Annotated in this window: 17 protein-coding genes and 1 pseudogene; 10 read left to right on the top strand and 8 right to left on the bottom strand. The window is 42.8% G+C overall.

Annotated elements, in window-relative coordinates; genetic code table 11:
• Positions 1 to 478: 478 nt before the first annotated feature.
• On the bottom strand, positions 479 to 1291 hold the full coding sequence (gene cobA, locus BCU94_RS15775; RefSeq protein WP_102438453.1) for a uroporphyrinogen-III C-methyltransferase: 813 nt from the start codon (positions 1289 to 1291) through the stop codon (positions 479 to 481).
• A gap of 238 nt (positions 1292 to 1529) precedes the next feature.
• Between cobA and BCU94_RS15770 the strand changes: the two genes are divergently transcribed.
• Entirely contained in the window at positions 1530 to 2429 is a 900-nt protein-coding gene (locus BCU94_RS15770) for a phospholipase A (RefSeq protein ID WP_102438451.1), read from the top strand.
• 116 nt (positions 2430 to 2545) lie between these two features.
• On the opposite strand, the gene BCU94_RS15765 is transcribed toward BCU94_RS15770, so the two are convergent.
• The 4 genes from BCU94_RS15765 to BCU94_RS15750 form a co-directional block, all read right to left on the bottom strand.
• The gene (locus tag BCU94_RS15765; RefSeq protein ID WP_102476919.1) at positions 2546 to 4267 is read right to left on the bottom strand and encodes a hypothetical protein; all 1722 of its coding nucleotides are present in this window, start codon (positions 4265 to 4267) and stop codon (positions 2546 to 2548) included.
• A gap of 737 nt (positions 4268 to 5004) precedes the next feature.
• Positions 5005 to 5778 carry a phosphoadenylyl-sulfate reductase gene (locus BCU94_RS15760; protein WP_102476918.1) on the bottom strand — a complete coding sequence of 258 codons (774 nt, stop codon included), beginning with the start codon at positions 5776 to 5778 and terminating at the stop codon, positions 5005 to 5007.
• Positions 5771 to 7462 carry an assimilatory sulfite reductase (NADPH) hemoprotein subunit gene (gene cysI / locus BCU94_RS15755; RefSeq protein ID WP_102476917.1) on the bottom strand — a complete coding sequence of 564 codons (1692 nt, stop codon included), beginning with the start codon at positions 7460 to 7462 and terminating at the stop codon, positions 5771 to 5773. Before cysI ends, BCU94_RS15760 begins: the two co-directional genes overlap by 8 nt.
• Positions 7463 to 7561: 99 nt before the next feature.
• The gene (locus BCU94_RS15750) at positions 7562 to 9346 is read right to left on the bottom strand and encodes an assimilatory sulfite reductase (NADPH) flavoprotein subunit (protein ID WP_102476916.1); all 1785 of its coding nucleotides are present in this window, start codon (positions 9344 to 9346) and stop codon (positions 7562 to 7564) included.
• 341 nt (positions 9347 to 9687) lie between these two features.
• Between BCU94_RS15750 and BCU94_RS15745 the strand changes: the two genes are divergently transcribed.
• From BCU94_RS15745 to BCU94_RS15725, 5 genes are all read left to right on the top strand, one after another.
• Complete coding sequence (locus BCU94_RS15745; RefSeq protein ID WP_102438441.1) at positions 9688 to 10881, top strand: Re/Si-specific NAD(P)(+) transhydrogenase subunit alpha; 1194 nt, start codon at positions 9688 to 9690, stop codon at positions 10879 to 10881.
• 5 nt (positions 10882 to 10886) lie between these two features.
• Complete coding sequence (locus BCU94_RS15740; RefSeq protein WP_102438475.1) at positions 10887 to 11162, top strand: NAD(P) transhydrogenase subunit alpha; 276 nt, start codon at positions 10887 to 10889, stop codon at positions 11160 to 11162.
• 5 nt (positions 11163 to 11167) lie between these two features.
• The gene (locus tag BCU94_RS15735) at positions 11168 to 12547 is read left to right on the top strand and encodes an NAD(P)(+) transhydrogenase (Re/Si-specific) subunit beta (RefSeq protein ID WP_076540751.1); all 1380 of its coding nucleotides are present in this window, start codon (positions 11168 to 11170) and stop codon (positions 12545 to 12547) included.
• Between the two features lie 203 nt (positions 12548 to 12750).
• Positions 12751 to 13767: a sensor domain-containing diguanylate cyclase gene (locus tag BCU94_RS15730; protein ID WP_102476915.1), complete on the top strand. Its 1017-nt coding sequence runs from the start codon at positions 12751 to 12753 to the stop codon at positions 13765 to 13767.
• A gap of 213 nt (positions 13768 to 13980) precedes the next feature.
• Complete coding sequence (locus tag BCU94_RS15725) at positions 13981 to 15339, top strand: MipA/OmpV family protein (protein ID WP_102476946.1); 1359 nt, start codon at positions 13981 to 13983, stop codon at positions 15337 to 15339.
• 105 nt (positions 15340 to 15444) lie between these two features.
• On the opposite strand, the gene BCU94_RS15720 is transcribed toward BCU94_RS15725, so the two are convergent.
• Positions 15445 to 16476: a hypothetical protein gene (locus BCU94_RS15720; RefSeq protein WP_102476914.1), complete on the bottom strand. Its 1032-nt coding sequence runs from the start codon at positions 16474 to 16476 to the stop codon at positions 15445 to 15447.
• Positions 16477 to 16499: 23 nt separating this feature from the next.
• Positions 16500 to 17930: a bifunctional D-glycero-beta-D-manno-heptose-7-phosphate kinase/D-glycero-beta-D-manno-heptose 1-phosphate adenylyltransferase HldE gene (hldE, locus tag BCU94_RS15715; protein WP_102438437.1), complete on the bottom strand. Its 1431-nt coding sequence runs from the start codon at positions 17928 to 17930 to the stop codon at positions 16500 to 16502.
• A 103-nt stretch (positions 17931 to 18033) separates the two neighbouring features.
• On the opposite strand from hldE, the gene BCU94_RS15710 reads away from it, so the two are divergent.
• Positions 18034 to 18960, top strand: coding sequence for an LpxL/LpxP family Kdo(2)-lipid IV(A) lauroyl/palmitoleoyl acyltransferase (locus tag BCU94_RS15710; RefSeq protein ID WP_102476913.1), 927 nt, complete (start codon positions 18034 to 18036; stop codon positions 18958 to 18960).
• Positions 18961 to 19166: 206 nt separating this feature from the next.
• Complete coding sequence (locus tag BCU94_RS15705; RefSeq protein WP_102476912.1) at positions 19167 to 20132, top strand: L,D-transpeptidase family protein; 966 nt, start codon at positions 19167 to 19169, stop codon at positions 20130 to 20132.
• A gap of 137 nt (positions 20133 to 20269) precedes the next feature.
• Here the strand turns inward: BCU94_RS15705 and BCU94_RS19550 are convergent, their stop codons facing one another.
• A complete protein-coding gene (locus BCU94_RS19550) occupies positions 20270 to 20488 on the bottom strand; it encodes a hypothetical protein (RefSeq protein ID WP_133126617.1) in 219 nt (72 codons plus the stop codon).
• A 55-nt stretch (positions 20489 to 20543) separates the two neighbouring features.
• On the opposite strand from BCU94_RS19550, the gene BCU94_RS15700 reads away from it, so the two are divergent.
• Complete coding sequence (locus BCU94_RS15700) at positions 20544 to 21824, top strand: pitrilysin family protein (protein ID WP_133149796.1); 1281 nt, start codon at positions 20544 to 20546, stop codon at positions 21822 to 21824.
• Positions 21821 to 22771 (top strand): annotated as a pseudogene (locus tag BCU94_RS19680) (hypothetical protein); the annotation flags it as partial. The gene BCU94_RS15700 and the pseudogene BCU94_RS19680, both read left to right, overlap by 4 nt.

Below are 22771 nucleotides of genomic sequence, written 5' to 3'. Positions count from 1 at the left end.
TAACCTTTAAAATTCAGATACCACATAATAAATAGATTTGTGACCTAAATCCGCTATTAAGGTCACACCTTTTAAATAAATTGTGAAATAAATGTACTAATAACACCTAAATTCGACCAAAAATTTGAACCAAGACCGATATTCAATTTCAAAACAGGAACTAAAGCACAAAAAACAGCATCTAAAACGCTACCCAATGCTGAACTACCCCATGTATCACAATTTAACATAGACACAGTTCACATTAATCTCAATAAAAGCTGTATAAGAATTACAGAAATCAAAATTTGCTAGGTAAGCACTGAGATAATAATTAAGTTTGAAGCAATAAGAATGACAAATATGGGATAAGTATGAAATGAACATGTTAATGGCAAGCCTGAGCAGCTAAAAACAAAAAATGGCCAAGACTGTCGTCTTCGCCATTTAAATTCATGCGGTCAAAATTATCGGTAAATATAGCTTAAGATCAAATCCGCTAAATACTCACTTGAGACTGAATTGGTGCAGCTGAGTACTCTTGAGGATTAAACCAATTGAGGCTGTCTGCCAATGACACCACCTCACCGATAATCATCAATGCTGGCATTTGCAAAGCAGGATCTGCAGCCAGCTGCGATAACTCACTTAACTTACCGATAAAGCGCTGTTGAGATGCGGTCGTCGCCTTAGAAACAATAGCCACAGGCGTATCACCATCACGGCCACTACTCATTAATCCATCACGGATAATCTCTGCGTTCAAAATGCCCATATAAACCACTAAGGTATTATTTGGATTTGCATAACCTTGCCAGTCCATCGGCCGACTTTGTAATTGGCAATGACCAGTAATAAACGTCACTCCTTGAGCAAAATCTCGGTGGGTTAATGGAATGCCAGCATAAGCAGCTGTGCCACTAGCAGCAGTAATACCGGGGACAACCTCAAAAGCAACCCCTGTTTCTGCTAAGGTTTGCAGCTCCTCACCGCCACGACCAAAAATAAACGGATCACCACCTTTAAGGCGTACCACGTTTTTGCGAGTGTAAGCTTTTGTCACCAGTAACTGATTTATTTCATCTTGCCCAGCACTATGCTTGCCAGCACGTTTACCCACAGCAATTTTTTCAGCGCTTTGTGGGATTAAATCTAAGATGTCTTGGCTAACGAGGGCATCGTACAGGACAGCATCGGCTTGCTTTAACACCCGATAAGCTTTGAGGGTGAGCAGCTCAACATCTCCAGGCCCTGCACCGACTATCCAGACTTTCCCTTTGGCCCCTTGACCCGGTATCGAAACCAATTCCATTTTTCAAAACCCCACAATGTTTACTTAGCATCAAATATAGCCCTTTATATATTCCATATATAATAGATAATACTTAGCTTTTATTCCATTTAGTTATATGAGACCTATTAAGTGGCATTTAAAAACCTTGGTAAACTAGCTGCACAGTTACCATACAAAGCCCAAGCTCAAATCATCAGTACTTTTCATTTTTAACCATAGTGTTAGTCTAGAAAAATATAATTAAAGGGAGCTTTTAATGAAACCAACATGGATCCGATTATGGTTTAGCGCAGCCATTGGTTTAGGAGTAAGCCAAGTGGCTTTAGCTGAAGACTCACTCGTTGATGAAAGAGTAAAAGACGAGCTTAAAACTTCAGAGGAGCGCTTTGTCATTACCCCCCATAAAGTTAATTACATTTTGCCATACACCTATAATGACAACCCTAACACTGACCCATATACAAACTTTACAACCAATGACGACAATGAAGAAGTCATCGATAACGCTGAGGCTAAGTTTCAGATAAGCTTTAAATTCCCGCTGTGGTATAACGTTTTTGGCGACAATGGCCACCTCTATTTCGCCTATACCAACCAGTCTTACTGGCAAGTCTATAATAAAGAAATTTCCTCCCCTTTTAGAGAAACTAATCATGAACCGGAAATGTTCATGCTATTCAATAATGACTGGCAAGTGGCAGGGTTAACAAATTCGTTTTGGGGTGTAGGGGCTGTGCATCAATCTAATGGTCAATCTGGTTCACTTTCACGCAGTTGGAATCGAATTTACGGCACCATGGTATTTGATAGAGGCCCTTTTGCATTAGGTCTAAAGGCGTGGTGGCGGATCCCTGAAGATGAAAAAGCAACACCCAGCTCGCCTGAGGGTGATGACAACCCCGATATTGAAGACTATATGGGCAACTTTGAGTTAACAGCCGTCTATGGCCTTGATGAGCATATGTTTACCTTAATGGGGCGCAATAATTTACAACACCCAAATAAAGGCTCCATTGAGTTTACTTGGAGCTATCCGATATTAGGCAATTTACGCTTATATACCCAGTACTTTAATGGCTATGGCGAAAGTATGATTGACTATAATCATCATAATCAGCGCATTGGGATCGGGGTTTCGATTGGTGATATTCTTTAAAATAGGCCATCACAAACAATAAAAACAACCATAAAAACAACAATAAAAAAGGTGAAGCTGCAGTTATATACAGTTCACCTTTTTTGTTATCAATACCCGACTAGCTTGTTAGCAACTTAGTAAGCTTTACTATCACCGCGAGTAGAGATTGAAATACCTTTATCGGTAATATCCAAGTTTACCTGCATGCGCATGTCATAATCTTTGAGCATTTCTAGTTCTTCTGGCACTTGCTCACCGCTTTCTTCAATGAGTGAAAATACCGGTTTCAGCACTTTTTGATAATCAATCGACATATTCGCTAAGCCATTAGCGACCAGCGGTTCTTTAGCCAGCTTATTAGCTAAATCCTCACCTTTATCACCACTATAAATCACAATGTGCTGATCTTTAATAGCCATTTGAGCGCTTACCCCCATTGAAGGTGGCAGCATTAGCAATGAAGACACATCGATGGGATCACCATTAGTCTCCAGTTGAACTTGGGCTAACTGAGGCACAAATGGCTTAATCATGTTTAATAGCATTTCTGGGTTTTCAGCCGATAAGCTAATCAGTGCATCTAGGTGCTTAAAGCCAGGCTCACCATTTTCGTCAGTTAACGAAAAGTCGACTATGGTGGCACTCATGCCCTTAACCCCATTGGCCATGCCTGTCATCATGCCAAGCATTGCCGGATTTTGGCCGCTGATTTCATATTGCATTTGCGCTAGTGCTTCACACTGATAACTGGGCGTTTGTAAATCTTGCCAAATTTCAGTTAATGCTGGTGCTAATTGCGCCGCATCAAGCCCCAGTGCTATGGACATGGCATTGTCAGTTAGGCTATTAGTGAAACTAGGAATAAAACCACGCATTTTATTAAATGCACCTAATATCACTTGGTTGTTAGATTCAACCACCATTTGGGCATCAAACTGCGCTTGTTTACGGCTAACATTAAATGCTTTTAAGCCCATAACCGTGCGCGGCCAATTTGCAGCGATAGCATCAAGCTCTGTTTGACACTCAGCCGTTTTAAACTCTGCAAAAGGATCACTGCCAGTGCCATCTAACTCGCCTAATTTAGATAACTGTTTAGCCAGCATATTGCCATCAGTTGAGGTTAATCCTTTCACTAATTCCACATGGTTTATAAAGCTTATACTGTCGTTTAAAAAACCATGAGTCTTAATGATATCTTCAACAATGCCACTGTCACTAATTGGATTATCAACTTTGGATAATCCCAGCGCCGTTGCTAATAATTCTGGTTTATTGAAGGAGGTATTTAAGGTTACTGTTAACCAGCCATCTTGCTGGGCAACAACTAAATCAATCGATTCATCGTCATCAATAAGTGAATAAGCACGATACTCAAGGCCTTCAATGGTTGCCGTGGTGTGGGCTAAACCGCTTTCTTCTGACGCTTTGTCCAATACTTTCCAAATAGCCTGTTCATCAGTGACTTGCACCTTAAAAACAGGCAACGCCCCTAGCGTGTAGGTATATGACTCAATCTTGGCAGGCAAACCAAAGGTTGTTAAAAACAGTTCAGGGTCTTCAAGGCTAGTTAAATAACTTTTATATAAACTGACAAAAAATCCCTCTTGGGCACTTGAATATGGGCCAGCCAGCTCAATTTGCTCTAGTTGGGCAGCACCGTTTTGCCCCATAGGCATTGAATACAAATAATCTTCTAACGGAAACGGGGTGAGTTGTCCTGAAAAAAGTAAGGTATCTGCTGGGATATACGCGAGCATGTCGTTATCAGTTGTGGTGACACCATCGTTGTTCGATAGCATGTATGCGCCTGCACCAGCAGCGGCAATGGCAACTGCGATAGCCAGTTTTTTCATTTATTTGTGCTCCATAATTCACATGTAAGTAATAACAAGTCACTCTTCCTTGAGAGTAAATGCTTAGTTAATGCCGATAACTCAATTTGATCAAGCATAGCGATAACTTAGCACACTTTTAATTTGCAAATAAAATAATGCCTCGATAAAAGTGGCTTGGGGTTTGATAAGCAATAACCGAGTTAAGCAATTGTTTATAAGGTTTAAAAGTCTAATAAAAGGTTAAGCAGGTGCCAAAAAGATAGGATAAATAAACCATGAAGATAGCGATATCGATGAAAGGTTGGTTTCTCGGCTAGCCAATGATGGCTAACCGAGACAACCAAAAGATTATGCTTACGCTAGCAAGCCAATCACTACACACTCGTTTTACGAGCGAGGCTTTGGAGGTACGTGGCGTGCAAAAACATGCCTAAAGTGTCGACAAAACCATCTACGGGAACTTCTAAATTTAGACTATAGAATTAACAAATGCCTAATTGTTTTTGGCTAAATATCACGATATAAAGCAACAGAGGTAAATATCAGTCATTGGTTTTAATACTTTGGTCGAAAGCAATGTTAGCTATTAATAATAAGCGCTCGCATTAGCAGTAAATATTAACCTTAGCGACCCATATATTGCGTTCAACATCCCTATTGACACTTTTATTGAATCCCAAAAATATTAAACTCAAAAAAATATCAGCCTCATTGGACTGATATTTTTTATAACCAAATGACTAACCTGCAATTGGCTAAATTTCGTAATGTAATCCACATTCACGCTTCAAGCCATTAAAACGGGTTTCTTCTTCGCTCATGCCAAGCTCAAGCGGCTTGCTTGAGTGAGTATCACCCACAGACACGTACCCTTGCTCCCAAAGTGGATGATAAGGTAATTGATGCTCAGTGAGGTATTCATGGACATCTTTGTTACTCCAATCAATGATGGGCAGTAGCTTATATTTATCACCATGAATAGCTAAAATGGGCAGCGCTTCACGGCTACTGGCTTGCGAGCGACGTAGCCCGGCAAACCAAGTGCCGACATTTAGCTCAGCCAAAGCACGTTGCATAGGCTCCACTTTATTGATGCGATTATACTTTTCTAAGCCTTCGAGATCTTGCTCCCAAAGCTTACCGTAACGTGCTTCTTGCCATGCAGATGACTGCTGGGCGCGAAATACTTGTAGATTTAAATCTAGTCTTTGGGTTAACTCATCAATAAATTGATAGGTTTCAGCAAACAAGTATCCTGTATCCGTCAATATCACCGGAATATCTGTCTGCGCTTGGCTTACCATATGCAACATAACCGCAGCTTGAATACCAAAACTTGACGATAAAGCATGTTCGCCAGGCAAAAAAGCTAATCCCCAAGTGACTCGCTCTTGCGCGGTTAAATCGGCTAAAAAGCGATTCACTTTTTCTAGCACTATTTTTTGCTCAGACTTGGGAGCTGATAATAGTGCTTGCAACTCATTGTGATTAATCATCGTAATGACCTCTGTTGCTAACCCGTTAGCCATGAAAATCTACAGCGGCATCGTTCACGGCTTTAATTATGCCAAAGCGAACTGTAAAGTTACCGAAGGTTTCACCTGCATCACGCTCAAGTACATACAAGCCGAATAATCTGTCTAACTCAGTTAAAATTTCAGCTTCTTGAATATTCTCTTTGTACATTTTATTAAGGCGTGTGCCTTCAAAGCTTGCACCTAAATACAAGTTATAACGTCCCGGCGCTTTACCTACTAAACCAATTTCGGCTGCGAACGGTCTCGCACAGCCATTAGGGCAACCTGTCATTCTCACCACAATGGCTTGCTCGCTAATACCATGCTTAGCTTGCAGCGCATCAATATGGTCAATAAACTCTGGGAAATATCGCTCCGCTTCGGCCATGGCTAATGGACAGGTAGGCAGCGCCACGCAGGCAATTGAATGGCCGCGGGTTTGACTGATAACCTTGCCAAAAAAGCCATGCTTACGGGCTAAATCTTCAATCGCAGCTTTATCTTCTTCTGCAACCCCAGCAATAATCATGTTCTGGTTAGAGGTCATTCTAAAATCACCTTTATGGATTTTGGCGATTTCTCTTAAGCCTGTTTGCAGCGTCTGACCTGGCTCATCTTTAATACGACCACTTTCAATGAACAAGGTTAAATGCCAGTTGTTATCTAAGCCTTGAACCCAACCATAACGGTCGCCGCGATCGCCAATCACTACCTCACGTTTAGGTTCAAAACTCACCCCTGCACGCTTTTCAACTTCTGCTTTAAATTCTGCAACGCCATGATCGACAATGGTGTACTTCAAACGTGAACGCTTACGATTGACACGGTTACCCCAGTCACGCTGAACTGTCATAACAGCTTCAGCGAATTTAATCACATCGTCAGTTTTAATAAAGCCAAAATCATCCGCTAGACGTGGGAAGGTTTCCACTTCACCATGAGTTGAGCCCATACCGCCACCAGCAACTAAATTAAATCCGACTAACTCACCCGCTTCAGCGATGGCAATAAAACCTAAGTCATTGGTATAAACATCAACATCATTGTCTGGGGGTACTGCTACAGCCATTTTAAATTTACGTGGCAAGTAGGTTTTACCGTACACAGGTTCGTTAGTTTCAGTATCAAGCAGCTTTTCTTTATCTAACCAAATTTCAGCATAGGCGTGAGTATGAGGCAATAAATGATCTGACAACTCTTTAGCCACTGCATAAGCCTGTTGATGTAACTTAGATTCAACAGGGTTTGGGTTACACATTACGTTACGGTTAACGTCACCACAGGCCGCAATAGAATCTAACGCCGCTCTATCAAGGCCTTGGATCAGCGTTTTTAAATTACGCTTTGGAATGCCGTGATATTGAAAGGTTTGACGGGTGGTTAAACGAATACTGTTTGATGTCGTTAGCGTTGATGAGATTTTATCCACATCCAACCATTGCTCAGGACTACAAATACCACCTGGTACACGGGCTCGTAACATGAAACTGTATAAAGGCTCTAGTTTTTGTTCTTTACGCTCATTACGTAAATCACGATCGTCTTGCTGATAAAAGCCGTGGAATTTGATCAACTGCTGATCGCCATCACTAAACGAACCGGTAACTTGGGTGTCTAAGCCTTCTTTAATGGTGCCGCGCAGGTAATCACTGTCGGTTTTTAAATATTCATTTACTGCTAACTTTTGCTCACTCATCCTGTGGCCTCTATCGATGCTTTTATGACGCTGGTGATATCAAATCACCAGCGTGTATATTATTTCGTTATGCTTATTTCGAACTCATGCGGTATTCATTTAGTAAACGTCTTTTTGATAACGTTTCGCACTGCGCAACCCTTCAAGGTAATCCTCAGCGCCCTGCGCATCTAAACCACCATACTTAACTGCGACATCTAGTAAGGCTTGATGGACATCTTTTGCCATGCGCTCTGCATCGCCACAGATATAAAAATGCGCGCCATTTTGTAGCCATGCCCAAATCGCTTCACCTTGCTCTGCAATCCGGTGTTGCACATAAATTTTATGTTGTTGATCACGTGAGAAAGCCACATCGAGGCGCGATAAATCACCCGCTTTTAGGTACTGTTGCCACTCAACTTGGTATAAAAAGTCTTGCTCAAAATGCGGATTACCGAAAAATAACCAGCTATCGCTGTTAACGCCGTCTGCTGCACGTTGTTGCATGAAGGCTCTAAAAGGCGCCACACCAGTGCCAGGGCCAACCATAATAACTGGAGTGTCGCTATTTTCTGGCAAACGAAAATGCTTATTCGGTTCAACGTAAACCTTAACTTGCTGACCTTCTTCTGCAGATGCTAAGAAGTGCGAAGCGCCGCCAAAACGTGCTTGACCCGCACGCTCATCTTCAACCAGTGCCACGGTTAAATGCACTTCGTTTTCCACTTCCGCTTGGCTAGAGGCAATTGAATATAAACGCGGTGTTAATGGGCGTAATAAACTTACTAAGGTTGCGGCATCGATTTTTACTGGATACAAACTGATTAAATCAGCTAATTGATGACCTAATACAAACTGGCGAGTTTGCTCTTTATCTGCAGCAATCGCGCTAAGCTCTGCATTCCCCGCAAGCTCTGCCCATGCCGTCACAAGACCCGGGTAAAGTTGGGTTAGCTCTTTTTTATCTGTTAATGCTTGTTGTAGCGATAAGGTATTTTTACTGACCACAACTTCAGTTGACGGGTCTAATCCTAAACCGCTAATCACTTCAGTGACTAAAGCCTCGTTATTGGTAAACCAAATACCTAAGGCGTCACCCACTTGATAACTGATACCAGATTCGCCTAAATCGATTTCCACGTGGCGAACATCACGATCAGAATCACGACCAGTAAGCTTTTGACTTAATAACACTTCTGCTTCATAAGGATTTTGCTTGGTAAATTCGCTTTCACCCGCCGCTTTGGCGCTATCAATTGACACTACGCTGGCACTGCTAGTTTCAACTAATGGCTCAACCGCTGTTATTACCGACTCAAGCCATTGCTCTGAAGCTTCTTCGTAATCAACATCACACTCAACTAACGGCAATAACTCTGTTGCACCTAAAGCAGATAAGCGTTCGCTGAAGTCTTTACCGGTTTGACAATAAAACTCATAGCTTGAGTCACCCAAGGCCAAAATTGAAAAGTTAAGTTGATCTAACTTAGGCGCTCTTTTTGAAGCAAGGAACTTATGCAATTCAATGGCATCATCTGGCGCCTCACCCTCACCGTGGGTACTGACCACCGCAATCAAAATGGTTTCTTGCTTTAACTGACGCACATTGTAATCAGCCATCGAGCTTAAATTAACCGTAAAGCCTTTAGTCGATGCCTTTGCAGCTAACTCTTTAGCGATACCTTGACCATTACCCGTTTGACTACCAAATAAAATTGTCACAGTTTGCGCTGCACTAGCCTCTGGCGCACTTGCTGTTTGCCCTTGATTTGAAGATGCAGCCAAATAGCCACTAACCCAAGCTAATTGCACCGCAGATAATTCAGAAGTGAGCTGTTTTAGCTTGTCGACTTGTCCTTGAGACAATGGCGATGCGAATGAAGAAAGTTCTTTTAACAACATTGGAGAGCCCTATAACAGTTTAATATCATCAGATTACTCCGATTCTTTAAAACCAAAAAAGACTAAAAGTTGATTCTTTATTCCATTAAGGAATATGCAAAGCTGCATTTTTAAGCTACAAAAGTGTGGTCTAGTGCAAACTTTTGGGTCTGAACTCGGTAAAAATGTGATTTAGCGCATTATTTACTTGTTTCAAACCTAATAATTGCCAGAATGAAGCACCTAAAAAAATGTGCACCATAAAAAGGCACTTAGAAAAAATGAGTATTTAAAACAAAGTTGTATTAAATACTCACACGACCCGACCCTTCCCTATTTACACTAACTAAGAGGTTGTCCTTTTGAAATTAGGTCTACCGAAAGAGAGTCACCCAGGTGAGTTACGCGTTGCGTTAATCCCTGCCAATGTGACCGCATTATTAAAAAAACAGCTACAAGTGATCGTAGAATCAGGCGCTGGACAAAACGCAGGCTTTACCGACGACGATTATGTCAAGGTAGGCGCCACTATTGCTTCATCACGAGCAGCGCTACTGAATGAAGCTGACATCATTACCGTGGTGAACTGTAAGGGTGAGCAATTCGATGAAATTAAAGCGCTAATCAAGCCTCAGCAACTGCTGATTGGCATGATGGACCCGCTGATTAACCCGCAAAATGCCCAAGCAATTGCTGACACGGGTGCCAGCGCGATTGCCTTAGAACTTATTCCACGTATTACCCGTGCCCAAAGTATGGATGTGTTGTCATCAATGGCAACGATTTCAGGCTATAAAGCTGTGTTACTCGCCGCCCATAAAGCGCCGCGTTTATTCCCAATGATGATGACAGCTGCTGGGACATTAAAACCCACTCGCGCCTTTATTATGGGTGTGGGTGTTGCGGGACTTCAGGCCTGCGCCACAGCTAAGCGTCTTGGCGCCGTTGTCGAAGCCTATGATATTCGCCCTGCGGCGCGCGAGCAGATTATTTCTGTTGGTGCAAAACCGGTTGAGCTTGATATTGAAGCCGAAAACACTGAAACCAAAGGCGGTTATGCCACCGAGCAAAGTGATGACTTTTTAAAGCGTCAACAACAAGCGATGGCGAATGTGTTAGCACAACAAGATATTGTGATTACCACTGCAGCCATTCCAGGCCGTAAAGCCCCTGTGCTTATCACTAAAGAAATGGTTGATGGCATGAAAAACGGCACCATCATTGTTGATTTAGCGGCTGAATCAGGTGGTAACTGTGAATTAACCCGCGTTGATGAAGTTATTATGCACAACGGCGTGATGATCTTAGGGCCATCTAACGTACCTAGCACTGCAGCGAATCATGCCAGCCAAATGTATGGTAAAAATGTCGAGAACTTACTGAACTTAATCGTCAGTAAAGAGGGTGAACTGGTTCTTGATTTTGAAGACGAAATCGTCAGAGACACTGTTGTTGCCCATGGCAAAGAAGTCACCAGTGCTCGCCTAAGAGATTTATTGGGTCTTGCGCCTTTAGCAACGCCTGAAGCTGACACCAGTGTAGAGGAAAAAGCATAATGGATATGACCTTACTATTATTACTGACGCTTTTTGTCGTCGCAGTATTTTTAGGTGTTGAGCTGATCACTAAAGTGCCACCGACACTGCACACGCCATTAATGTCTGGTTCGAATGCTATTTCAGGTATTTCACTGGTAGGCGCCCTACTGTCAGCAGGTTCTGGCGGTGGCATGATAGTGAATGTACTTGGCTTTATCGCCGTAGTGCTGGCTACCATCAATGTGGTCGGTGGTTACATGGTCACCAACCGTATGCTAGCTATGTTCAAGAGGAAATAGACTCAATGACAACAATTATTTATTTGGCTTACCTTGTTGCCGCAGTCCTGTTTATTCTTGGTATTAAAGGACTGACAAAACCTAAAACAGCGGTTCGTGGCAACCAATTATCAGCCATGGGTATGTTTATTGCTGTGGTGGTAACCCTATTTGACCAAAGCATTCTTAGCTATGAGTGGATCATTGCCGGCGTACTATTAGGTGGCACCATTGGTGCAGTGATGGCGACTAAAATTAAAGTCACCGACATGCCGCAAATGGTTGCACTGTTGAATGGTTTTGGTGGTGGTGCTTCACTGGCCATTGCTGCGGCAAGTTTCCTTGACCCGACTGCAGCTACTAGCATGGTGGCGTTAATTTCTATCGGAGCGACCATTATTATTGGTGCAGTTACCCTTTCAGGTTCATTTGTGGCTTTTGCTAAGCTGCAAGAGCTTATTTCAGGTAATCCAATCAAAGTCCCAGGTAATAAAATCCTTAACGCGCTGCTGCTGATCACTGCGTTTGGCTTAGCCATTGCGCTAGTCATTAACCCTGCTAACGTCAGCTTAATGTATGCTTTAGTGGCTGTGGCAGTGGTCTTGGGTGTGTTATTAGTGGTGCCAATTGGCGGCGCTGATATGCCGGTTGTTATTGCACTACTGAACTCCTATTCTGGTATCGCCGCGGCAACGACTGGTTTCATTACAGGTAATACGGTATTGATTATCTCAGGTTCACTGGTTGGTGCATCAGGAATTATCCTCACACAAATCATGTGTAAAGCCATGAACCGTTCATTATTTAACGTCTTATTCGGTGTGATGGCTGAAGGCGGCGAGAAAGTCGATGCAGATGAAATTTACGCAGGTAAAGTAAAATCAACTTCGCCAGATGAAATTGCCATGATGCTAGAAACCGCTGAACGTGTGGTTATTGTCCCAGGTTACGGTTTAGCCATGGCGCAAGCACAGCATGCAGTACGTGAGCTCGCTAACGTTTTACAAGAGCGTGGAGTCGATGTGAAGTACGCGATTCACCCTGTTGCTGGCCGTATGCCTGGCCACATGAACGTGCTACTTGCAGAAGCTGAAGTGCCTTATGAACAGTTAGTTGAAATGGATGAGATTAATCCACAATTTGCGCAAACGGATGTGGCGATTGTCATTGGTGCCAATGATGTCACCAACCCAATGGCACGTGAAGATAAAGGTAGCCCCATCTATGGTATGCCAATTCTAAACGTCGATAAAGCCCGCACCGTGGTGGTAATTAAGCGTTCATTAAGCCCAGGGTTTGCAGGTTTACCTAACCCATTATTTGCCATGGATAATGCACTTATGTTATTCGGTGATGGTAAAAAAGGCATTGTTGAGCTGACGCAAAGCTTAAAAGAAGCTGATTAATTTTCAACATGTTAGATATACCCCCTAAAAAGGCCGCTTAGCGGCCTTTTTATTAATAAGCGCTTCATTTCTATCATTGGGAGAATAAGTTATCAATAATCATACATTCTCATTCTTGACGAATTTATGAGTAAAATGTACAAAGGATATACCGATTGCTTTTCAAGCTTTAGCTCGTTTTAACACAAGGATGATTTTCTCAGATGGACCCATTGGCTTCACAAATTCAACAGCTCACAGCTCAGTTAAATCAACTCACCCAAGAGAATGATTTACTTAAGCAGAAACTAAAGCTGTGTGAAGAGAAGCTCTCAGCAACACTCGATGGCACAGGCTTGTGTCTGTGGGAGCAACATATCCCTTCTGGCGATCTGACCATTTTCAATCAAGAATGGGGCGCATTGCTGGGTTATACCCTCGAAGAGCGAGCGGCAAATATTTCTAGCTGGAAAAGCCATTTACATCCTGAAGATAAAGACTGGGTCATCAAAGCTTTTGAAGATCACCTCACAGGTAAAGAAGAGGTTTATCGCGCCGTTCATCGAATGATCCATAAAAATGGCACCACCAGCTGGGTTTCAGATCGGGGCCGTATCGTGGAATACACCTCAGATGGACACCCCTTAAGGATCATGGGCACCCATATCGATATTACCCAAGAAAAACGCTATGAACTCGACTTAGCCCGCCTTGCCCACCAAGACCCTCTCACTCACTTACTAAACCGCGCAGCTATTGAAAAAGCTTACTTGCAGATGCAGCAAGAGAAAGACTTTAACTCAGGTAGTTTATTATTTATCGATGTTGATAATTTTAAAGGCGTTAACGACAAATATGGTCATCATTTTGGTGATTTAGTCCTAGTCGAAATCAGTAATACTCTTAATCATTATTGCCAAACCTTAATCTCAAATAATAACGTCAGCATCGCTAGGCTCGGTGGTGATGAATTTGTGATTATTACCTCAACTGCTGATTTCGCGACTATCAGCCTGCTGGCCCAGCAATTAATCAAGCACTTTACCCGATTACAAACAATCGAAGAAAAATCAGTATCACTAGGGTTAAGCATTGGTATTAGAGGCTTTGATCAGCAAGACTCATTTACCCAAGTTTGTAAGCAAGCGGATAATGCCATGTACGGCATAAAACAATCGGGTAAACATAATTATTCATTTTCCCAGCCATGTTTAGAGCCAAAAGTTCAGCACATTGGCTAGGGGTTGTTGATGTGTCGAGATCAATGTGGAACACCAAAGTTCAGCTGCCGCTAAAGTTAAAAAATTGCTACAACAGCGACGATTTTCATTTTTGACAATATCTACATGCTATAATCCTGAAAATAAAAATTAGCGCTTACTTAGCTTTTTTACAGCCTCTTATCCTGCTAGGTATGAACAATTATTCTAATAATGATTAACGGTAAGCCCTCTATGCCTAAAACGTCCTCTTTACTTACCGCATTTGTTTACTTAAGCACATGCTCTTTTTCTGTCATCGCTGACAATGACCAAACCAAAACGGTTAATCCACCAAGCAAAGCAGATACTCACACTGCTCCAGAGGTTGAATACTTCCCGTCAACTTGGGGAGTTGGCATCGGCGTGCGTAAAGCTGATATTCCTTATGCCACTGAAAATGATGATGTCTATGACGTCATGCCATTAATTGAATTTGAAAATGACTACTTTTACCTAAACGGCTTAGAAGGCGGGGTTCATTTATGGAAAAATGATGAACATCAAGTCAATATATACAGTCGTTTTCGGTTCGTTGACATCCCTAAAGAATATCAAAATCAAACCCAATCTGACGCCTTTGATTTTGGTTTTCAATACCGCTTTCAAAAAGACGGCCTAGAAGCTGATGTTGCCATCATGAGTGATGGTAACAAGCGCATGTATGGTTACACTCGTACTCAATACCACTGGCAAGGCGGTGATTGGCAATTAAATCCTTATGCCCAATTCCAATGGAAAAGCAACGATTTCAATGAACATTACTATGGCTTAGAGCTAGCCGATCCCGGTGCTGGATTGGCTTTTTCAGCAGGGGTTAATGCTCGCTATCACCTTGCCAGTAATTTATACCTATTGGGTAACTTTGGGGTAACCCGCCTTGAAGATGATATTTATCACTTGCCCACCATTGAAAATCAATATCAATTTGACTCCTTCTTAGGCTTTGGATTTTTCCCTGATAATAAAAGGCCCAATACCAATCCAGTCCCTAAAGAAAGTGGCGAATTTTTAAGAGTCGCACACGGCTGGGCAACGCCTTCAAACTTGAATGACATTTTAACCGGGAATGCCAAAGGCGATCGTTACAACAATCAAATGACCTCCCTTTTCTATGGTATCCCACTCAGTAATAGCTTATTCAACTTACCCATTGATTTATACTTAACAACAGGTGCTGTTTGGCATCATGACTCTGAAGTACAAGATAACTTAGCTGAAGGTGTACTTGCAGTTAAAGCCTTTTACACCATAGATTTAGGCTGGCGTTTTCGGATAGGGGTTGCTGAAGGGTTATCTTATGTCTCTGATGTCACCTACATTGAAGGTAGCGAACTTGACGAAAAAGATTATCGACCCTCAAAACTATTAAATTACTTAGACTTTTCATTTGATGTTAACTTGGGAGATGTGTTCAACCACGCCCCAATGAAAAACGCATGGCTAGGTTATAGTATTCATCATAGATCAGGGATTTTTGAAACCAGCTCAGCTTTTGGCCGCATCAAAGGTGGCAGCAATTACAACTCGGTTTATCTGCAGTGGCATTTTTAACTTAAAAACATTGCCATAAAAAACAGATTGTTAGTACATAAAAAAGCGACTTAATTAGTCGCTTTTTTATAACGTTTAAGCTCGAGGTTACAGTACTAATCAGAGTTATAACTTATTGTGCCCAGCCTCTTTGTTGACTAATTGCGCCGCCTCAGAGAATTGCTCAACCAACCACTTATGGGCCTTATCCTCGCCCATTAACATGACTAATGTCGGGGAAATAACCTCAATAAGTCGTTGTTGTCGCCAAAATATATATTTAGGTAGCGCCAGCGTTGCACCTCGGCCAAATGTGCGTTGCACTAGGCTGGAGATTTCAGCAATTTCAGTGTCATCAAATAGCGCTAGCTGCGGAAATATTGTGGCAATAAACTCACTGTAGTGGTCAAAGCCTTGTATGTCTTTAAATTGATATTGGCTCAATAACCAGTGTAACTGCGGTGAGCTCCAATGGCTCATATTATGTCTATTGTTAATCAAATCCATATTACGGCGATGAAACTGCTGCCAAGCTAAATTCAAATCGGGGTGCGTTTGGGCAATACGCCACACTAAATACATGTCCGCCAACCATTCATGCTGATAGGCAGAAAGGGGACTGGGAAGTACATCGCCGACCAAGGCAATATTCTCTAAATGCCCCACCTCATGCCATAGAGTTAATTTAAATTGTTCTAACAGCGCTAACTGATAGGTATGCCCATTGATTGAGGTTATCGTTTGGGTAAGGGGCTGCTTAGCGCTGACAATAATAATGCCGGCGATATCATGGTGATTAACCGCTAACACCATTGCGGTTTTACCCCCTAAATGAGAGCTGATTTGCGTGTCTTTCGGTAATTGGCTCACGACTTCAATAGGTAACGCATTCAAGCAACTCGGGTAACGACTTTCATCGCACACAATTGCCTGCTTGTTACTAATAGGCATCCAACTAAATGAGCTTGAATAATAGGGGGAGATGGTGGGGGCGAGTGCGGTTTTTATCTGAAAAGGCAAGTGAGTATCAGCCAGCAATGACTGACTGATCACTAGGGTACTGATTAGAAATGCTCTCTTTAAAACGGCACTGTCTAAAATAGCACGGATTAAAATAGCACGGATTAAAACGGCACTCTTTAAAACAGCACTGGCCATTAAGTACAGTGCCCGCCTATTCACTACTTGTTAGCCATGATATTTTCAATAATAGCCGTAGTAGAGACGCCGTCTTCAAACCCAAGAATTTCGACACTACCACCAGCAGCCATCACCTCTTTACCACCGGCCACTTGTTCGACTTTATAGTCCCCGCCTTTTACCAACAAATCCGGTAATAAGCGGCTAATGACGCGCTGCGGAGTATCTTCACTGAAAGGAATAACCCAATCAACTGACGCTAATCCCGCTAAAACAGCCATACGGCGATCAACTTGATTCACTGGGCGACCATCACCTTTTAAACGCTTCACTGAAGCATCATCATTAACGGCAACAATTAAACGATGGCCCAATTCTTTTGCTTGCTGCAGATAGCTTACGTGGCCTGCATGTAAAATATCAAAACAGCCATTGGTCATGACTACCTTTTCGCCGCGAAGACGCGCTTGCTCAATGGCGTAAGCTAATTGATCTTCAGTCACCACGCCAAAGCCTGACTCGCCTTGATTTAAAGCTAAGGCCCCAATGAGTTCAATTCGGGTTACTGTTGCGGTACCTAACTTAGCCACCACCACGCCTGCAGCAATATTAGCGATAGAACAAGCCTGTGCTAACGAGCTACCCGCTGCCAGCGAACTTGCTAATGCTGAAATAACCGTATCTCCAGCACCTGTCACGTCATAGACTTCACGGGCAACTGTTGGGATATGCAGTTCAGCATCATCATGACTAATCAGCGTCATGCCTTTTTCAGAGCGGGTCACCAAAATAGCAGTAAAATCGTTATCTTTAATCAGCTTTTTGGCTTTTTCGATTAAGTCAGCTTCACTGGTTACTGGGCCCACAACCGCTTCAAACTCGCTCATATTAGGGGTGATTAACGTCGCACCGCGATAGCGTGAAAAATCACTGCCTTTAGGATCTACCAGCACCTTTACGCCTTTAGCGCGGGCTTTAGCAATAAAGTCGATTGGCGAGTCAATCGCACCTTTGGCATAGTCAGATAACACCAATACATCGACGTTATCTAACAGCGCTTCACTGCTATTTAATAAACTTTCGCTATCAGCTTTAGGGTATTTTTCTTCAAAATCTAAGCGGATAAGTTGTTGATTGCGAGAAAACACTCTTAATTTGGTAATCGTTGGTTTATCAGCAACGGTTAACCAGCGAGGTTCAACCCCTTGGGCTTGAACACCAAGGGTTAACGCTTTAGCATTTTCGTCATTACCGACAATACCAGCAAGCTCAACTTGACCGCCAAGGGCAGCAATATTTAATGCCACGTTAGCAGCGCCGCCGGGACGGTCTTCTATTTGATTGATGTTAACTACAGGTACTGGCGCTTCTGGTGAGATTCGACCAGTAGGGCCAACCCAATTACGGTCAAGCATGACATCGCCGACCACTAAAACACGGGCTTTTTCGAATGCAGGAAGAGATACCTTCATAGTAAACTTATTCTTTTGCTGATATTAAACCGTGATTGTACCTAATTTTGCTCTAAAATTAAGTTAGAATAGCAACTAATTTTGATTTTTGGATGAGTTCCTCGTGGTAGATAAAGCACAATTTTCCTCGCATTTATTGCACCCAAAGCATTGGCCATTATGGTTTGGTGTTGCTCTTATGAAGCTGACCCAGCTATTACCGCTTCGCTGGCAAATGACACTTGGCAAGGGTTTAGGCCGTTTGGTTTTAAAACTTGCTGCGAGTCGCAGACATACTGCAGAGCGCAATTTTCAGCTGTGTTTTCCTGATATGCCAGCACAAGAACGCGAGGCACTGCTTAAGAGAAACTTCGAAGAAACCGGTAAAGCCCTATTCGATACCATCAACGCTTGGTGGTGGTCTGATGAAAAAGTGCAGCAGCATATGACCATTAAAGGCGATGAGCATGTGCGCAATACCCTAGATAATGGTCAAGGCGTCATACTGTTTGCAGTGCATTGCTTACCGTTAGAAATGGGCGCGAGAATGTTTGGCCAGTTCCAACCGGGGATAGGCGTTTACCGCCCTCACAACAATCCCGTGATGGAATACTTACAAGTCAAAGGCCGCCTGCGCTCGAATAAAGGCTTAGTACCAAAACGTGATTTACGTAAGATGGTAAAAAGTTTAAGAAACCCAGATGTGATCTGGTATACCGCCGACCAAGATTTTGGTCGCTCAAGTGCAGTATTTATCCCGCTATATGCCGTACCCGATGCAGCGACTATTACTGGCGCTACCACCTTAGCGAAATTAGGCCGCGCCAAAGTATTACCCTTTTTTGTCGAACGTAATGATGATGACACGGGTTACAATATGGAAATTTTAGCGCCGCTTGATAACTTCCCCGGTGAAAATGAGCTCGAAGATGCTATTCGTGGCAATAAGATCATTGAACAATTAATTGATCGTAACCGTAATCAATATATGTGGCTACATCGCCGCTTTAAAACTCGGCCAACCAAAGAAACCCCCTCTTTATACAAATAGCCAGCAGAGTTAATATTAACTGTAAAATATCACTGGATAACGACCATAGCTTGAAATAAGCGCAAAAATGATCAAGTATCCAGTGATAAAAATAGCGAAACTTTAGTTTAAGTTTTCATCAGATGTTGAGATTTATTCTGCAGGAGCACTGATAACACTCACCAAAGCCATTGTGATCATCACTCACATAGGAAAACATCCACCTTATGATTAAGTCTTTTTGCGCCAAATTGATTGTTGTTTCTACCATGCTGTTTAGCGTCCAAGTGGTGGCGGTAGAATATGCTTTACCCGCTAAAGACAGTCGTTTAATTGGTGAAAATCAATATTATGTTGTACCTGAAGGTAAATTAACCCTAGAAGCCATTGCAGATCAGTTCCAACTCGGACTGAGCAATATGCTTGAAGCCAACCCAGGCGTTGACCCATACTTACCTAAACCAGGTAGCACCTTAGTGATCCCCCATCAGTTGATCCTACCGGATGCACCGCGTAAAGGCATCGTGATTAACAGTGCTGAAATGCGCCTATATCACTATAAAAAAGGCACCAATATTGTTGAAGTACTCCCAATTGGTATTGGTCAAGTAGGCCGTGACACCCCTGAAAATTGGGTGACTCAGGTTTACCGTAAGCGGGCTAACCCAACCTGGACTCCCACTAAGCGTACCCGCGAAATTTATGCAGCCAGAGGCGAAACCCTTCCCGATGTGTGGCCAGCAGGTCCAGATAACCCAATGGGGTTGTTTGCCTTATATGTAGGTAATTTATTTGCGATACATGGCACGAATGCCTCTTTCGGTATTGGCCTGCGCGTCAGTCAAGGCTGCGTCAGGTTACGTGAAGATGATATTGAGCATCTATTTAACACAGTGCCAGTTGGCACCCGAGTGCAATTTGTTAATCAACCGATTAAAGCCACGGTTGAGCCCGATGGTAATCGTTATTTAGAAGTGCATCAGCCATTATCTGAGACCCAAGAGCAATTTGATTCATCTGAGCCACTTCCATTGACCTTAAATAAAAAAATTACTGCTGTTGTAGCTAATGCTGACACTGACTCATTTGTACTAAAGCGCTTACTAGAGCAGCGCACCGGTATACCTACTCGAATTAACAGCTTGCAACAGGCAAAAAACCAAGACATGGTTAACCCTGTCGATTCAGAATAGCCGCTCAATAGCCAGCAGCGAATAACAATAAGTCATTTTGTTAAACACCTATATTCAAGCACTTACCATATGAATATTTCATTGATAAGTGCTTGAGCTCTTTATCAATACTCAGTAACCTAAATCAAGGGTTCACTTTATACACTGGGTAATAGATTGAAAGCCATCACTGCCATTTCTGCTTTACTATCAGTAACCTTGCTATCAATAACCTTGAGTGGCTTCATCAGCCCAGCTATTGCCAGTTCCCCCACATCACTATCTACATCACTATCTACATCTACATCTACATCTACATCAGCGTCATTGACCGAATCAAGATCAATAGCCCAGCAGTGTGACCTCACTGATGGCATAACTAAGCTTCAAATACTTGAACAGCAGATCGCCCTCAGTGAACTGGATAATGGTTTGATTATTCGCCAAGTGAATTTACCCAGTCTCAATACGGTGGCCATTGCCTCGCAATTTAATGTGGGCTCCCGTAATGAGCAAACAGGGCAAACGGGTTATGCGCATTTATTTGAGCATTTACTGTTTAAAGGCAGTAAAAATGCCCCCGATGAAAGCTACCCACAACAAATGAGCGCCCTTGGAGCACGTTTTAACGCCAGTACCCACTTCGACTACACCAATTATTATGTCACTATTCCAGCTCAAGCCTTAGAGCAGAGCCTGTTTTTAGAGTCCGACAGATTTATTCAACCGCAACTGTCAGAAACCACGGTCAAAAATCAGCAAGGCGCGGTGTTAGAAGAAATGGCCACCAGCATTGATAACCAACCCTACATTCGAAAGGCAATGGAGTTTCTATTATCGCAAGTCAAAGGCAGCCAATATGGTCATGCCATCATTGGCAGTAAGCAAGATGTTCAAGGCGCCAGTGCCGCTGAACTCATGGCATTTCATCAGCGCTATTACCGCCCAGATGCCATGCAAATATCCTTGGTTGGCCAACTCAATGACCGAAGTGCTGACTGGCTAACAAAGTACTTTGGCCACTGGCAAGCTCCCACTCATCCGCAAGATAAATTTAGCAAAATCGATCTAGGTACAAAGACTAACGCTATCCACGCTGAAATCATCGATACTCGCGGCCCATGGCCTGCATTATTGCTGGCTTGGCATACGGTAGGCAGACAAGATCGCGATTTTGAGGCAATTTCATTACTGCAAAGCTATCTTTTTCAAAATATCGCCAATGCATTAACCAAAGCAAGCCTTGCCAACCCGCCCCATATGCTCAGTTATTCAGTGCCATTAACCATGGACAATCACGGCGTCACTAATCTGGTATTGGTCCCCAGAGCCAACACCTCATTAGATGAACTTAATCAACTAGTCAGTACTATCCTTAAGCAAGTCGCCAGCCAAGGTATTGAGCCCAATGTATTGTGCCAACTTAAAAGTATTGCCCTTAATGACACGCTAATTAACTTTACTGATAGTCAACAATTGGCTATTCATTTATCAAATACCGCCAGTCGCGATAAATTCTTGCCGCTTACTCAGCCATGGCAGCGCATAAACCAAGTCACTAGCGATGATATTAAAACTGTCACCCAGCAATACTTTATCGGCAAACAAGTTCGCCTTGATTTACTGCCGCCTTGGTACATTCGCTGGGGCAAAACCTTACTTGAATGGTTACCCCAAGGGATGGCTGAATCTTTAGAAGAGTGGGCATTATGAAAAAGTCGCATTCAATTCTCTGGGCAAAAATAATCGGCTTAGCTGTCTTTATCTGCTCACAACAGGCTTGTCAGCATGCACCTATTAGTTTCACCCCTGCACAGCCGCCCAATTTAGCAAATTATAACGATTTGCCGGTATTCGGTAGTGAAAAAGTACAATTGCCATTAAGCGCAATAGTCTCGCCGCAAACCATGTCATTGACTACAAATAGTTTTTTACATCAATGGTCATTAACTGCTGACTCCTTTGCCCAGCAAGGACATCAGCTATACTTAGTCGGCATATCAACTCAGACTGCCATTGCTAACCCCGATATTATTATCGCAGCCTTCAAACAACGGCAAAAACACATGGCCAATACTCAAGTGCTAACCGCCGTGCAAGCAGCCTGTTATGACAGCATGCGCTTTAGGGCCAGCCTGCACAGTATCGGCATCAGTATTAATTGTATGGCAACCACAAAGCTTAAATCGGAACTACTGTGGCAGTTTTGGGATAACCAAGCGGTGAATGAGGTCAATATTGCCACTATCAAACGCAATCTTAAATTGAATAAGCACATAGGCGCTTTCACTGGTAGCGAAATAGATCTCGCCTTTAGAAAGCAATTACTGGGCAGCCAACACCCTTACAACCAAAACATCAATAATAACGCTGTGATTGATGAGTTAACCCATTCCAGCTTATCTGCATTGCACACTGAGCTGCGACAACAGCTGCAGTGGCACTTGTTTGCGCCACAATTTAGCCCGCAATTAACCAATACAAAAGCGCAGACCTTAAAAGCAAATACCTTAAAAACGAATAGCTTAAAAACGAATAGCTCAAAGACTCAAATAGCTCAGCACGTCACATCGCTGCCGAGTTGGCTATTAACAGAAAAGCCAGATTCAAGTCATTCAGCTTTCGATTCAAGCGCTCAAACAAGTGCTAAAGCAAGTGCT

The organism is Shewanella sp. 10N.286.52.C2, assembly GCF_002874545.1.
Taxonomy (GTDB): Bacteria; Pseudomonadota; Gammaproteobacteria; order Enterobacterales; family Shewanellaceae; genus Shewanella.
Note: the sequence above shows the minus strand (reverse complement) of the source record. Positions and strands in the feature narration are given on the sequence as shown.

Bases quoted from the DNA above. Each gene is read 5' to 3' on its own strand.
- BCU94_RS15765 (WP_102476919.1), bottom strand. From the start codon at position 4,267: ATGAAAAAACTGGCTATCGCAGTTGCCATTGCCGCTGCTGGTGCAGGC.
- BCU94_RS15725 (WP_102476946.1), top strand. From the start codon at position 13,981: ATGCCTAAAACGTCCTCTTTACTTACCGCATTTGTTTACTTAAGCACA.
- cobA (WP_102438453.1), bottom strand. From the start codon at position 1,291: ATGGAATTGGTTTCGATACCGGGTCAAGGGGCCAAAGGGAAAGTCTGG.
- BCU94_RS15740 (WP_102438475.1), top strand. From the start codon at position 10,887: ATGACCTTACTATTATTACTGACGCTTTTTGTCGTCGCAGTATTTTTA.
- BCU94_RS15705 (WP_102476912.1), top strand. From the start codon at position 19,167: ATGATTAAGTCTTTTTGCGCCAAATTGATTGTTGTTTCTACCATGCTG.
- BCU94_RS15730 (WP_102476915.1), top strand. From the start codon at position 12,751: ATGGACCCATTGGCTTCACAAATTCAACAGCTCACAGCTCAGTTAAAT.
- BCU94_RS15750 (WP_102476916.1), bottom strand. From the start codon at position 9,346: ATGTTGTTAAAAGAACTTTCTTCATTCGCATCGCCATTGTCTCAAGGA.
- BCU94_RS15735 (WP_076540751.1), top strand. From the start codon at position 11,168: ATGACAACAATTATTTATTTGGCTTACCTTGTTGCCGCAGTCCTGTTT.
- hldE (WP_102438437.1), bottom strand. From the start codon at position 17,930: ATGAAGGTATCTCTTCCTGCATTCGAAAAAGCCCGTGTTTTAGTGGTC.
- cysI (WP_102476917.1), bottom strand. From the start codon at position 7,462: ATGAGTGAGCAAAAGTTAGCAGTAAATGAATATTTAAAAACCGACAGT.
- BCU94_RS19550 (WP_133126617.1), bottom strand. From the start codon at position 20,488: ATGCCATCAGTGAGGTCACACTGCTGGGCTATTGATCTTGATTCGGTC.
- BCU94_RS15720 (WP_102476914.1), bottom strand. From the start codon at position 16,476: ATGGCCAGTGCTGTTTTAAAGAGTGCCGTTTTAATCCGTGCTATTTTA.
- BCU94_RS15770 (WP_102438451.1), top strand. From the start codon at position 1,530: ATGAAACCAACATGGATCCGATTATGGTTTAGCGCAGCCATTGGTTTA.
- BCU94_RS15760 (WP_102476918.1), bottom strand. From the start codon at position 5,778: ATGGCTAACGGGTTAGCAACAGAGGTCATTACGATGATTAATCACAAT.